Below are 13,093 nucleotides of genomic sequence, written 5' to 3' on the forward strand. Positions count from 1 at the left end.
CATGCAACTGCCTGCCAACCCCTTCAAGGCCGCGCTGCGGCGCGCCGAGCCGCTGTACGGCATCTGGGCCGGCCTTGCCACGCCCTATGCGGCCGAGATCATCGCCACCACGGGCTACGACTGGATGCTGGTCGATGGCGAGCATGCCCCCAACACCGTGCCCACGCTGCTGGGCCAGCTGCAGGCCGTGGCGCCCTATGCCACGCACCCGGTGGTGCGCGCCGTGCAGGGCGACACCGTGCTCATCAAGCAACTGCTGGACGTGGGCGTGCAGACGCTGATGGTGCCCATGGTGGAGACGGCCGAACAGGCGCGCGAGCTGGTGCGCGCCATGCGCTACCCGCCCCATGGCGTGCGCGGCGTGGGCGGCGGCCTGACGCGGGCCACGCGCTGGGATGCCGTGCCCGACTACATCCGCACGGCGCATGAACAGCTGTGCCTGATCGTGCAGATCGAGTCGCCCCGGGGCGTGGCCAATGCCGCCGAGATTGCGGCCGTCGATGGCGTGGACGCCGTCTTCATCGGCCCGGCCGACCTGTCCACGGGCATGGGCCATGCGGGCGACGCCAGCCAGGGCGAGGTGCAGGACGCCATACGCCGCACCGTCCAGGCCACGCTGGCTGCCGGCAAGGCCTGCGGCATCCTCGCGCCGCGCGAGGAAGATGCGCGCCGCTATGCGGACTGGGGCTGCCGCTTCATCGCCGTGGGCATAGACATCAGCCTGCTGCGCCAGGCCGCGCTGGCCAATCTGGGGCGCTATCGCGCCACGCACGCCAGGGACCAGGCGGCCCCTGCATCCCGCACCTACTGAACCCAAGGAGAACTCCATGGCATCCCTTCCCGTGCTGCGCAATTTCATCGCCGGCAGCTTCACCGACAGCGCCGAACTGCATGAGGTGACCAACCCCGCCACGGGCGCGGTGCTGGCGCGCTCGCCCCTGTCCAGCCAGGCCGATGTGGACCGCGCCATCGCCGCCGCGCGTGGCGCCCACAAGGCCTGGGCGCGCCGCCCGGCCGTGGAGCGCGCGCAGTACCTGCGCCGCGTGGCGGCCCGCATCCGCGACAACGCCGCGCGCATTGCGCGCACCATCACCGAGGAGCAGGGCAAGACCCTGGGCCTGGCCGAGGTGGAGGTGAACTTCACCGCCGACTACCTGGACTACATGGCCGAATGGGCGCGCCGCATCGAGGGCGAGGTCATCACCAGCGACCGGGCCAACGAGCAGATCTTTTTGCTGCGCAAGCCGCTGGGCGTGGTCGCGGGCATCCTGCCCTGGAACTTTCCCTTCTTCCTGATCGCCCGCAAGATGGCGCCGGCCCTGCTCACGGGCAACACCATCGTCATCAAGCCCAGCGAGGAAACGCCCATCAACTGCCACGCCTTCACCGAGCTGCTGGCCCAGTGCGAGCTGCCGGCCGGCGTGTTCAACGTGGTCTATGGCCAGGGCGGCACGGGCGCTGCGCTGGCCGGCCATGCGGGCGTGGACATGGTCAGCTTCACGGGCAGCGTGGCCACTGGCGAGCGCATCGCCGCTGCCGCCGCGCCCCACATCACCAAGCTCAACCTGGAGCTGGGCGGCAAGGCCCCGGCCATCGTGCTGGCCGATGCCGACCTGGACCTGGCCGTGCGCGCCATCCGCGACTCGCGCATCATCAACACCGGCCAGGTCTGCAACTGCGCCGAACGCGTCTACGTGCAGCGCCAGGTGGCCGACGAGTTCACGGCCCGCATCGCCCAGGCCATGGCAGCCACGCGCTACGGCGACCCGATTGCGCGGCCCGACGTGGAAATGGGCCCGCTGATCAACCAAAAGGGCCTGGACAGCGTGCAGGCCAAGGTGCGCCAGGCCATCGCCGACGGCGCGCAACTGGTCACGGGCGGGCAGGCCGCAGACCTGGGCGCGGGCTTTCACTTCCAGCCCACGGTGCTGGCCGGCTGCCATGCCGGCATGGAGATCATGCGCAAGGAAATCTTCGGCCCCGTGCTGCCCATCCAGGTGGTGGAGGACCTGGACGAGGCCATCGCCCTGGCCAACGACTGCGAATACGGGCTGACCTCGTCGCTGTACACGCGCGACCTGTCCAAGGCCATGCAGGCCATGCGCGAGATCGACTTCGGCGAGACCTACATCAACCGCGAGAACTTCGAGGCCATGCAGGGCTTCCATGCGGGCGTGCGCAAGTCGGGCGTGGGCGGGGCTGATGGCAAGCACGGCCTGTACGAGTACACGCACACGCACGTGGTGTACCTGCAGGGGTGAGCCAACGGCTCGCCTATCGCTTCACGGTGGCTGACGTTATGAACCGGGCAATGGTGCTGGAAACCCCGGGCACTAGCGGCAGCCCCTCCTTGTCATAGGTTGCAAGATTGGCAGCGCGATCGTTGGTCTCCACCTTCTTGAGCACATGGTTGGTGGCGGGCAACAGCACAAGCTTGGCGTTCGGTGCAGCCTTGGCCAGACGCTGAGCATCCTTTGGCTTGATCTGCAGGTCGCGCTCACCTTGAATGATGAGCACGGGTTTGGAATAGCCCGCTATCAGGCGAGCGGGTTCCAGCGCGAAGGTGTTGATGAGAAAGCCTTGTACGCTGGCATGGAACATGGTGTTGAGCGGCCTGTCCATCTGGCGGGTATCCACGCGCCTGCCTGCTTCCAGAGCATCGATGACCGGTAACGCCTGGTCCAGGATCGGTGCATTGGCGGGGTCTTCCTTGAGCTGTTCCCGAAGCGTCTGCCCCATTGGGCGACCAGGAGCTGCTACCAATATCAGTCCGCAGATATCGGAGCGGCCCTGGCCAGCCTCCAGAGCGACCAGTCCACCTTCACTGTGCCCCAGCACCCAGACGCATTGGGCACCGGTCTCGCTGCGGATGGCGTCCACCCAGTGGTGCACATCTTCGGCATAGGCCTGGATGGTCACTGCATTGGGGTCCTCCACGGCCTTGTAGCTTTCGAACATGCCACGTTTGTCGATGCGTACGGTGGCAATACCCTGGGTGGCCAGTTCCTGTGCGAGCAGTTGGTAGGTCGAGGCTTTGAGGCCGAACGGGCTGTTGCCGTTGCGGTCGGTGGGGCCTGAGCCGGGGACGATCAGTACGACCGGCGGCGCGCTTTGGCTCGGCGTCAGCAGAACACCCCGCAGTGGGTCAAGTGGACCCGTTGCCTGCAGCGGCTTTTCGCCAAGGACGGCCGTGGCCGGTGCGGCCATGGTGGTGCTTGCGCAGATGGCGGCCGCCAGGCCGAGGAGTAGAGCTTTCATGGGAAAGGCCGCAGAGTTGATCTGCGTGCCATTGGAGCATGCTTGTCTGTCGGCCCTGTCAGGTCGAGGCCGCGCGCTTGCGGTTGCGCGGCGCCTTGGGCGGCGGGCTGCTGGCCTCCAGCTCCCGCGCCCGGGCGCGGATGCGCGCAAAGGCGCTGGCCATGGCCTGCAGCTCGGGCTCGGGCACGGCGTCCATGAGCTCGCGGTTGATGGCCTGCACCTGCGGGAACAGCTCGGCATGCAGGGCGCGGCCCGTGTCGCTCAGGCGCAGCAGTGCGCGGCGCGCATCGCCCACCTGGCTCTCTTTCCACACCAGGCCCTTGGCCAGCAGCGCCGTGACCGCGCGCGAGGTGCGCGTGCGGTCCAGCTGCGCCTGCTCGGCCAGCTGCGAGGGCTGCAGCTGCCCGGCCTCGGCCAGCAGGCAGAGCATGCGCCACTCGCGCCGCGTGATGCCGTAGCGGCCCTCGCACAGGCGCACCACGCGGCTGCCAGCGGCCGCCTGCAGCCGCGCCAGGTGGTAGAGGAACATGTCTTCGAGCACGGCGGGGTGGCGCCAGCGGTGGAGGTCGGTCATGGACTCGCGGGCCGGTTTCGGGTTTACGCTAGGGATGATGGATTAGATGCATTGTCGGCGGCCTGCGTACATTGGCCGCAAGACAACGACAAGGAGACAAGTATGCCCAGCCCCCTCGCAGCCCTGGCGCGTGCCGCCCTGGCTTTGGTCGCCGCCGGCCTGTGCGCGGCGCCCGCCCTGGCCCAGGAATGGCCCAAGGCCAAGCCCATCCGCATCGTCGTGCCCAATCCGCCGGCCGGCCCGTCCGACATCTCGCTGCGCCCCGTGGCCGCCGCCATGCAGGCGGCGCTGGGCCAGGCCGTGGTCGTGGACAACAAGCCGGGCGCCAACGGCAACATCGGCGCGGCCGAGGTCGCGCGCTCCGCGCCCGATGGCTACACCTGGCTGTGGGCCATGGACCCCGTGCTCACCGTCAACCCCCATGTCTACAAGAACATGGGCTACAAGGCCGACGCGCTGGAAACCCTGGTCGTGGCCGCGCGCTTCTCGCAGACCCTGGTCTGCGGCCCGGGCACGGGCTTCAAGTCCGTCAAGGACATGGTGGCCGCCAGCAAGACGCGCGAGCTGACCTATGCCTCGGGCGGCGCGGGCTCGCCGGGCCACCTGGTCATGGAATCGCTGCTGGCTACCTCGGGCGCCAAGATGGTCCATGTGCCCTACAAGGGCCCCGCGCCGGCCATGCAGGACCTGCTGGGCGGCCAGGTGGACTGCGGCTTCCTGGCCGGCCCCACGGTCTTGCCCCAGGTCCAGAGCGGCAAGCTGATCGCCCTGGCCACCTCGGGCAAGACGCGCTCGGCGCTGGCGCCCGAGCTGCCGACCATTGCCGAGTCGGGCTTTCCCGAGTTCGACGGCACCTTCTGGATTCTGCTGGCCGCACCCAAGGGCGTGCCGCCTGCCGTGCAAAAACGCTTTGTCGACGCCATGAACGAGGCCATCCGCGCGCCCGAGCAAAAGGAGCGCGCCAAAGCCCTGGACATCGAGATGGTCGGCTCCACCGTGGCCGAGGCCCAGGCGCGCGCCAAGGGCCAGTCCGCGCAGTGGGCCGCCCTGGTCAAGCGCATCCACCTGACCAACGACTGAAGCCGCCACCAGGGCCTGTGGCCCTGAGGCACCGCCGTTTTGGCGATACTCCCTTTCCCAACGCATCCACTGTCTCCTGGCTCCCATGGCAACCCAGCGCCCCAATCTGATCTTCATCCTGGCCGATGACCTCGGCTATGCCGACCTCGGCTGCACGGGCGCGCGCGATGCGCACAGCCGCGCCACCGATGTCTCGCCTCGCCTGGACGCCATGGCCGCGCAGGGCATGCGCTTCACGCGCGGCTATTCCAACTCGGCCGTGTGCTCGCCCACACGCTTTGCCCTGGCCACGGGCCGCTGGCAGTACCGCCTGCGCGGCGCGGCCGAGGAGCCGATCGCCAGCGTCCACGGCGACAAGGTGCTGGGCCTGCCGCCCGACCATCCCACCGTGGCCTCGCTGCTGCGCGACGCCGGCTACGCCACCGCCCTGGTCGGCAAATGGCACCTGGGCTACCCGCCGCATTTCGGCCCGCGCATGTCGGGCTACGAGGAGTTCTACGGCTTTCACGCAGGCGGCGCCGACTACTTCGCCCACTGCGACCCGCGTGGCCGCCCCGACTTCTGGATCAACGAGGAGCCGCACGAGGAAGAGGGCTATCTCACCGACTTGCTGAGCCGCCGCGCCGTGGACTTCGTCGAGCGCCAGACGGCCGACAAGCCCTTCTACCTGTCCCTGCACTACAGCGCTCCGCACTGGCCCTGGCTCACGCGCGACGACCTGGAGGAATCGCGGCGCATCGGCGGCTTCGGCAAGCACACCGACGGCGGCACCATCGAGACCTACCAGCGCATGATCCACCACATGGACGAAGGCATTGGCTGGGTGCTGGACGCGCTCGAGAAAAAGGGCATGGCCGAGAACACGCTCATCGTCTTCACCAGCGACAACGGCGGCGAACGTTTCTCCAACAACTGGCCCTTCATCGGCCAGAAGATGGACCTGCTCGAAGGCGGCATCCGTGTGCCCCTGGTGGCGCGCTGGCCCGAGCGCATGCCGGCAGGCGCCGTCAGCGACACGCCCAACCTGACCATGGACTGGTCGGCCACCTTCCTGGCCGCCGCGGGCGTGGACGGCCACGCCGACTACCCGCTGGACGGCGTCAGCCTGCTGCCCCTGATGGAAGACGGTACCTGGAACCCCGAGCGCGACCTGTGCTGGCGCATGAAGCACCGCGCCCAGCGCGCCCTGGTGCGCGGCGACTGGAAATACCTGCAGATCGAAGGCGTGGAATACCTGTTCAACGTGGCCCAGGACCCGCGCGAACGCGCCAACCTGCGCGACCGCGAGCCCCAGCGCCTGGCCGAGCTACGCGCGGCCTGGCAGCAATGGGATGCTTCACTGCCGCCCATTCCGGAAGAAGCCAAGGTGTCGCTGGTGTTCAGTCGGCAGGATCTGCCTTCGGCGACGTTTTGAGGGTGTGTGTGCCCGCAGGCTGTGGGCGATAAAACAAGGCAGGCCTTTGGGCCTGCCTTGTTTCCTGATTACTGGTACGTCCTGACCATGCCCGCCCGTGCGGCCTCCGAGTTGTCGCACATGTCCTTGGCCTGTTTGTAGAGGGCCTGGGCCTTGCTCTTGTCCTTCTCGACGACTTCGTAATGGCTGGCCTTGGCAAGCACCAGGTTGTATTGGAGATAGCCGGCGCTGGCCGATGGCAGCGACTTCACGGCCTGTGACACCATTTGGTCCAGGCCCTCCAAGGACCCGCCCCAGCGCGGGCTCAGGTAATTGAGGGCATTGACGCGGTCGGCCAGGTTCTTGGGATCGGCCTGATCGGCCGCCTGCAGCCACTGCGCCGCAGTACGTCCACCCACCTGGTTTTCCATCGCGGCCAATCCAATCAGCATCGTCTGCGGCAAGGCCGAGCGGGCATCCAGCGCCATGGCCTTTTGCAGATACGGCTGAGCCTTCGCGCTGAGCTGCTTGACACTGTTCCACTGGCTGCCCGTCACACTGGAAGCCGGCGCGTTGCCGCGGGCGCCAAATGCCTTGTTGCCGTAATAGAGGCCCGCATTGAGCTGGGCAAAGAACGACTTGGGCTGCTGATCCGCCCACATGCGCATCACGTTCTCTTCCTGCAGGCTCAGTTGCTGCAGTCCCAGCAGATCCCGCATGGTCAACAAGTCCCCGCCCGAGGAAGAAAGATTCTTCTTGTGCTTGCGGGCCAGTTCCTTGTCCAGCGCCTCGAACTTGAACTCGCTGAGCAGTGCGGCCCTCTCGGACTCTTCCAGAGTGGCATTGCCATCGGGAATCAGCGGGCACTGCGCGGCATAGGTGGCAGTGGCTGCGGAGAGAGACAGGGTGGCGAGCAGGATGCGGATCAGGGTTTGGGTGGTTTTTGCGGTCATGTGTCCCTCTTGGAAATGGTTGTGTTATTTAATGATTTAAAACTAATAAGCCAATATTTATTTCTCCAAGCTCCTGTTTAAATCAAAGTGCTATGAGAAATAGAAGCAGAACAATAAAAAATGGAAGAAGATATGCTGTAAGGAACATTATTGCATCGCCATTCTTCCAGAAGAGCTTGTAGCCATGCTCGTACAAGAATGCTAAGAAAACTGCAGTCTGAAATAAATTCCCAATAAGACTGAACTTGGAATTGTATAAGTTAGAAGATATAAGAAGAAATAGCGTGATGTAAAATAATATTGCAAATACCCTAGTCATTATTCCGTAAAACCAGTTATGGAATTAGATTGATTCATGAATAGATAATCGGAAAGCAATCGCTGAAGCAATGAAGGGTTCAAGAGCTATTTGCAATATTAATTAAATCCCATGGATCAATTAATCGCCACCGAATATGCTTTTGGCGTTTGTTGAAAAATGAATAATCAACCCAAAAATTCCAAGAATAGCTCCAATCAAACCAACAACGGCACCGCCTCGCGGCAACCATAAAAAAGCCAGAATACCACCGACGACAGCCGTTAAAACACCTATTATCATAACTAACATTCTATATTCATTTTTGTATATTTTCATCACAATTGATTCTTCGTGCATGTAGTTGAACATGTGCATGTTTGATATCCGATGGATGTTCCCCCCCCCCCCCCCCCCCCCATCAACATCGTCTGTGCCTTTACCGTAGAGTAATGCTTCCATCTGCCCTTTCATCACCAGGCAGACCCTGTAATAACGCTGTCGTTGCCCAAAAGGCGCTCATATGTCGCTCTCAGAAGTTGATCCCAGGGAATTTCATATTGTTTTTAATATTCAACTTTTACCAATCGGCCCGAAGAGAAAATAAATCTAACATCACCATACCATATTAGATCATTTTCCATTTTTATTTGAGGGTTAACTGCTTTTTTATTGATGGATGAATTCTTTAACTTATATGCAATCTGCTCCATATTCATTCCTCTCCATTCGCGCTCGATGAGTGAAATTACATTATCAATATCTGCACGCGATGATTCACACCCTTGATTTGAGTAAGATAATGTTATTGATTTATCGACAACCGAGTATGCTAAATAAATAATCACCAAAATTAGCGCAATTATCAAGATAAATGATTTGTTTATTTTCATAAAATTATTGACCTGCTTTGGCGGCATCTCTTGCAAAAGTGCGGCAGTGATTGGAATTGAATGGATTCCAATTATATTTTTCTCTATCTTTATTTTCTGAAATTTCTTTTGCGTAGTCAGCAACTTTTTTAGGATCGGCAGAACTACAGGTTAACTTTGCCGGTGTCCCTTTGCCTGATCTCTTTGAAAGCTGCTCCTCCAGATTTCTCATGGACTCATCTGTTGGAACACCATCTTTGCCTATTTTTAGATTAGGCATTGGAGTTTGCCGAACGTTTCCGTCGTCTTGGGGTAGCTTAGAGCCCATAATTCCTTTTGCATTTGGGTTGTATCTACCGTATTCGAAGTATTGTGTCTTCCCTGAAGTATCATATGTCAACACACCACTATGCCCACCAAGCCATGTGCTTGTTTTACCTTCGGCGTACTCAACCGGATAATCTGGAAAATTAACAACGCAGGCTTGCTGTAAGCCTAACGAATCTATCCACCCCGTGGGATTTACAGGGTAGATATAGTGATTATTGCCTCCCATCAACCCAATCGGGTCCTGATTGATATAACTCCCCACCACCGGATCGTAATACCGATGCCGGTTGTAATACAGCCCCGTTTCCCTGTCATGGTGCTGTCCCGGCAGCCGGATCGCCTGGTGGATGCCTTGCGGGTTGTATTCCTGCAGCACATTGCCCCAGGGGTCCAGCTTGGCCGCCCAGGTGACTAGCCCCCGTTGGTCGGTCAGGGCCATGGGTGTGCCCAGGTGGTCGCAGTGGTAGTGGTGGATGGCGATGCGGGCTTGTTGTTCTTTTTCCTGTTCCTGCAGCTTTGCCTGCATGCCGCTGAGCAGGCGCGTGGTGCTGTCTGCCTGTTCGCCCAGCATGGCCTGGGCGCCGGGCGGCAGGCCGTGGTCCAGGGTGTGGCGCAGGTGGCGGGCCGCGTCTTGCTGCATGTCGCGCGGCATGGCGTCGAGCATGGTTTGCATCAGGGCCAGGGCCGGCGCGTGGTTGGGGTCGTCCGGGTCGGGCAGGCCTGCGGTGATGGCTTGCACCAGCAGGTGGGGTTGGTCTTGGGGGTCGCCGCTGGCCGTGGTGCTCAGGCGCACCAGGGGGGTGAAGCTGCCGGGTTCGTAGATGGTGTGCTCTATGTGGCGCGTGTCGCTGCCGTGCTGCAGGCGTTCGGTGTGGATGAGGCGGTCGCCGTCCCAGCCGTAGTAGTGGGTGCGGGTGGATTCTGTGGAGTCCGCGCTTTCGACCTGCTGCTTCAGGCGCCTGCCCAGGGCGTCGTAGGTGTAGCGGCTGTGGTGGCGCAACTGCTCGGCGTTGCCCTGGATCTGGCTGCTGCGCACGGCGATGAGTTGGTGTGCTCCGTCGTAGTGCAGTTGCTGCTGGCTGTGGTCTGCATGCATTTGCGCGATGCGGTTGCCGCAGGGGTCGTAGCGCCAGACGCGGTCTTCGGTGAAGCCGATGCGGTTGTCTTCCCAGCGCTGCACGGGGCCTTGCCGCTGGCCTGCAAGGTGGCCCAGGCCCATGAGGTTGAAGTCGGTGTGCCGCCAGTGGGCATGGACCTGGGCGGCCCAGCTGTCCTGGGTGTTCGTCTGGCCCGGTGCACCGGGTGCACCGAGTGCTGGCAGGCGGTTGCCGGCAGGGTCGATCTGCCAGCGGGCGGTGGTCTGGGGGTCCTGGCTGTCGGTGGCCGCTCTGAGGCGCCCGGCGCTGTCGTAGCCGTAGCGCAGCAGTTGTGCGGCCTGGCCCGGGGCGCCGGCCTGTTCGATGGCAACGAGCTGGCCCAGGCTGTCGTAGTGGTAGCGGCGGCCAAGGATCTGGCCGATGAGGGGCTGGACGAGGTGATCCCTGCCTTCCGTGCTTTGCAGGCCTGTGGTGCCCAGGGCCGTGAGGCGGCCCATGCTGTCCCATTGGCGTTGCACCTGCAGGGGGGGGTGTGCGTCTGCATCTGCTTCTGCTGCGGGAGTGGGTGGGTGCAGGCTGCGGCGGACTTCGCGGTGCAGGGCGTCGCGTTCGAAGTCGATGAGGCCGGCGCCGTTGAGCTGCAGTCCGTGCACATGGCCTGAGCCGTAGGTGAGCCAGGCGATCTTTCCCAGGCCTTGCAGCTGGCTGTGCTGGCGTGCGCCCAGCGCGTCCAGGCTGTGGGCGATGCGGTGTTCGTATTCGATCTGGTCTGCGCCGCCGCCCCCGTTGCTGTGCTTGCCGGGCCGGTACAGCTGCTGCACTTCTGCGGTGATGCGGCCCAGGGCATCGCGTTCCAGTGCTATGCGGCTTTGCAGTTGGGTGGTGTTCTCCGCGGTGTTCTCGACGGTGTGCTGCCAGACGCTGGCGACCATGAGGCGTCCGGCCGCATCCCATTCGTAGCGGTGGGTCTGGGCCGGCGCATGGGCCGTGGCGGGCAGCTGACGTTCGACCAATCTGCCGCCTTCGTCCCAGCGGTAGTGGCTGCTGCTTTGCCGTGCAGCGTTGCCGTCCGTGGCTTCCATGAGCTGGCCTGCCGCATCCCAGCGGTAGCGCTGCAGCCGCTGGTCAAACCCTTCTTCCTGCACGAGCCTGTCCAGCGTGTCCCAGGCAAAGCGGCTTTGGGCTCCGTTTTCGTTGACGAGACGCGTGAGGCGGCCGGCGCTGTCGTATTCGAAGGCCAGGGTGAGGCCACCATGTGTTCGCTGGACCAGCCTGCCCCAGAGGTCGTAGCGCAGGTGGATGCTGGGGTCGGCGGCCGGTGCAGCAGGGCTTTGCCCCCCCATGAGAGGGGTGAGCGGGGGCTGGGCCGGTTCGATGCGCGTGAGGTGGCCTGCGCTGTCGTAGTGGTAGCGCTCGATCTGGCCGTTGGGCAGTTCGCTGGCCACGATGCGGCCCTGGCCGTCGCGCTGGTGGCGTTGGCGCTGGCCCAGGGCGTTGCCCACTTCGATGAGCGCACCCCAGCGGTCGTAGTGGTAGTGCGTGCTGTGGCCCGAGCAGTCGGTGTAGCTGAGCAGTTGGCCCGCGTCGCTCCAGGCCAGCTGTTTGCTGCCGCCCTGGGCGTCTTCGATGCGCCGGGGGCTGTCGCAGGTGAGCGGCGCTTCCTGGGGGTCGGGGTAGTGGTAGCGCTCGGTGCTGCCGTCGGCCTGGGTGATCTGGGTGAGACGGCCCCAGGCGTCGTATTGGTAGCCGGTGGTGGCCCCTGCCGGGTCGGTGGAGGCGAGCAGGCGGCCCGTGGCTTCGTCGTGTTCCTGCTGGGTGCTGCGCCCATCGGGCAGTTGCACGCCGATGAGCCGGCCCTGTCCATCACGCCTGAGGTGGACGCTGCGGCCCAGCGGGTCGGTGCGCGAGGCAAGGCGGCCGAAGCTGTCGTAGCTTTGCAGCCAGCGGCTGCCGTCGGCCTTGTGGTGGGCGATGAGGCGCGACAGGCCCGCCGCACCTTCGAAGTAGTAGGTCTCGATGCGATCCAGGCTGTCGCTGACGCGGGTGGCCGCGCGCGGCTGGCCGTCCGGGCCCGGCGGTTGGCTGAGGTAGTCGAAGCGGTAGGACAGCCCTTCCTGGTTGCTGTGTTCGATGACGCGGGCGCCGGGCTGGGCGCTCTCGTAGCGGTAGCGGTGCCAGGGTCCGCTGGCATGGCGGTGGGCGCTGATGCGGTGGTGGTCCCATTCGAATTCGCGCACGAGCTGGCCTGCGCGGTCGTGGACGGTGATGAGATCGCCTGCACTGCTGTAGCCGTAGCGCACGAGCGTGATGGGGGTGGACAGGGGATGCAACGGGTCCTGCGTGAGGTCGACCCCGATGAGGCGCCAGCCATCGTCGGCGCCCCACAGTCCGTTCAGGCCCTGCGCGTCCTTGCCGCCGTGGATGCGCTGGTGCAGCAGGCGGTAGCGCCGGCCTGTGCCGTCGCTCAGCGAGACCAGGCGGCCTGCGGGCAGCGGTTCCGGACTGCCGTTGACGTCCGGGGCCGTGGTCTTGCCGTCGCTGTAGTGGTAGAGCTGGCGGCGTCCGAAGCGGTCGATCTGGGCCATGAGGCGCCAAGGGCCATCGACAGGTTCACCGGGCGCAGGACCAAAGCCCCAGAGGGTGTCGCCATCGCCGCTGAAGGCCAGGATGGCCTCGGGATTGCACGCCAGCGCCGCCTCCACATGCGACCAGCGCGGGTTCGCAGCCCAGGGCGCTGTGCCGCCGTCCGGCTCCGGGCTGCCGCCGCGCAGCAGCCAGATGTCTTCGCTGGCACTGTGCAGCTGGCCGCCCGGGGCCAGGGGCTGGTCGAAGGTGATGACGCGGCCGCTGGCGTCCAGCAGCAAGGTGGCCTCTTCCTGCAGGCGGATGCTGAGCTCCTGCAGCAGGTGCCAGCCATGGCCCAGCAGGCCGCAGGCCGCGCCGTGCTCGGGGTTGACGTAGCTGCTGTACTGGCGCTGCCAGGCCACGGGCAGCGCAGCCGATGGCAGGGCGAAGTCCAGGTCTTGTGCGCCCAGCAGGACCTTGGCGCCGAGCTGGGGGTTGACGGGGGAGCTGACGGTGATACCGCCCGGGCAGACGGAGCAGGCCAGGCCCCCCTGGCTGCCGATGAGCACGGTGCGCGAGCCGGTGACGATCTTGCCCTTGACGACGCTGTCGGTGATGCGGGCTGCGGGTTGGCCACTCATGCGAGGCTGCTCCTGGAGAGGTGAGAGAGAAC

The 13,093-nt window shown here is 64.2% G+C and carries 10 protein-coding genes; 4 read left to right on the plus strand and 6 right to left on the minus strand.

The window, feature by feature from the left end:
• Window position 1: 1 nt before the first annotated feature.
• Both G4D77_RS17920 and aldA read left to right on the plus strand, forming a co-directional pair.
• The gene (locus G4D77_RS17920; RefSeq protein WP_154833166.1) at window positions 2–811 is read left to right on the plus strand and encodes an HpcH/HpaI aldolase family protein; all 810 of its coding nucleotides are present in this window, start codon (window positions 2–4) and stop codon (window positions 809–811) included.
• A gap of 16 nt (window positions 812–827) precedes the next feature.
• On the plus strand, window positions 828–2,261 hold the full coding sequence (gene aldA, locus G4D77_RS17925) for an aldehyde dehydrogenase (RefSeq protein ID WP_154833168.1): 1,434 nt from the start codon (window positions 828–830) through the stop codon (window positions 2,259–2,261).
• Window positions 2,262–2,274: 13 nt separating this feature from the next.
• Here the strand turns inward: aldA and G4D77_RS17930 are convergent, their stop codons facing one another.
• The gene (locus G4D77_RS17930; RefSeq protein WP_154833170.1) at window positions 2,275–3,258 is read right to left on the minus strand and encodes an alpha/beta hydrolase; all 984 of its coding nucleotides are present in this window, start codon (window positions 3,256–3,258) and stop codon (window positions 2,275–2,277) included.
• Window positions 3,259–3,316: 58 nt separating this feature from the next.
• On the minus strand, window positions 3,317–3,832 hold the full coding sequence (locus tag G4D77_RS17935) for a MarR family winged helix-turn-helix transcriptional regulator (RefSeq protein ID WP_154833172.1): 516 nt from the start codon (window positions 3,830–3,832) through the stop codon (window positions 3,317–3,319).
• Window positions 3,833–3,934: 102 nt separating this feature from the next.
• On the opposite strand from G4D77_RS17935, the gene G4D77_RS17940 reads away from it, so the two are divergent.
• Window positions 3,935–4,912, plus strand: coding sequence for a tripartite tricarboxylate transporter substrate binding protein (locus G4D77_RS17940; RefSeq protein WP_016448605.1), 978 nt, complete (start codon window positions 3,935–3,937; stop codon window positions 4,910–4,912).
• Window positions 4,913–4,997: 85 nt separating this feature from the next.
• Window positions 4,998–6,326: a sulfatase family protein gene (locus G4D77_RS17945; protein WP_034368742.1), complete on the plus strand. Its 1,329-nt coding sequence runs from the start codon at window positions 4,998–5,000 to the stop codon at window positions 6,324–6,326.
• Between the two features lie 68 nt (window positions 6,327–6,394).
• On the opposite strand, the gene G4D77_RS17950 is transcribed toward G4D77_RS17945, so the two are convergent.
• The 4 genes from G4D77_RS17950 to G4D77_RS17965 all read right to left on the minus strand — a co-directional run bounded on the left by G4D77_RS17950 (window position 6,395) and on the right by G4D77_RS17965 (window position 13,061).
• Complete coding sequence (locus G4D77_RS17950; RefSeq protein WP_154833175.1) at window positions 6,395–7,258, minus strand: DUF4034 domain-containing protein; 864 nt, start codon at window positions 7,256–7,258, stop codon at window positions 6,395–6,397.
• 439 nt (window positions 7,259–7,697) lie between these two features.
• Entirely contained in the window at window positions 7,698–8,018 is a 321-nt protein-coding gene (locus G4D77_RS17955) for a hypothetical protein (RefSeq protein WP_213757715.1), read from the minus strand.
• A gap of 104 nt (window positions 8,019–8,122) precedes the next feature.
• Window positions 8,123–8,449, minus strand: coding sequence for an Imm58 family immunity protein (locus G4D77_RS17960; RefSeq protein WP_074924007.1), 327 nt, complete (start codon window positions 8,447–8,449; stop codon window positions 8,123–8,125).
• Between the two features lie 4 nt (window positions 8,450–8,453).
• Complete coding sequence (locus G4D77_RS17965) at window positions 8,454–13,061, minus strand: RHS repeat-associated core domain-containing protein (protein WP_213757716.1); 4,608 nt, start codon at window positions 13,059–13,061, stop codon at window positions 8,454–8,456.
• Between the last annotated feature and the right edge of the window lie 32 nt (window positions 13,062–13,093).

Source organism: Delftia sp. WY8 (genome assembly GCF_018437695.1).
GTDB lineage: Bacteria > Pseudomonadota > Gammaproteobacteria > Burkholderiales > Burkholderiaceae_C > Comamonas > Comamonas tsuruhatensis.

Bases quoted from the DNA above. Each gene is read 5' to 3' on its own strand.
- G4D77_RS17920 (WP_154833166.1), top strand. From the start codon at position 2: ATGCAACTGCCTGCCAACCCCTTCAAGGCCGCGCTGCGGCGCGCCGAG.
- aldA (WP_154833168.1), top strand. From the start codon at position 828: ATGGCATCCCTTCCCGTGCTGCGCAATTTCATCGCCGGCAGCTTCACC.
- G4D77_RS17930 (WP_154833170.1), bottom strand. From the start codon at position 3,258: ATGAAAGCTCTACTCCTCGGCCTGGCGGCCGCCATCTGCGCAAGCACC.
- G4D77_RS17935 (WP_154833172.1), bottom strand. From the start codon at position 3,832: ATGACCGACCTCCACCGCTGGCGCCACCCCGCCGTGCTCGAAGACATG.
- G4D77_RS17940 (WP_016448605.1), top strand. From the start codon at position 3,935: ATGCCCAGCCCCCTCGCAGCCCTGGCGCGTGCCGCCCTGGCTTTGGTC.
- G4D77_RS17945 (WP_034368742.1), top strand. From the start codon at position 4,998: ATGGCAACCCAGCGCCCCAATCTGATCTTCATCCTGGCCGATGACCTC.
- G4D77_RS17950 (WP_154833175.1), bottom strand. From the start codon at position 7,258: ATGACCGCAAAAACCACCCAAACCCTGATCCGCATCCTGCTCGCCACC.
- G4D77_RS17955 (WP_213757715.1), bottom strand. From the start codon at position 8,018: ATGGAAGCATTACTCTACGGTAAAGGCACAGACGATGTTGATGGGGGG.
- G4D77_RS17960 (WP_074924007.1), bottom strand. From the start codon at position 8,449: ATGAAAATAAACAAATCATTTATCTTGATAATTGCGCTAATTTTGGTG.
- G4D77_RS17965 (WP_213757716.1), bottom strand. From the start codon at position 13,061: ATGAGTGGCCAACCCGCAGCCCGCATCACCGACAGCGTCGTCAAGGGC.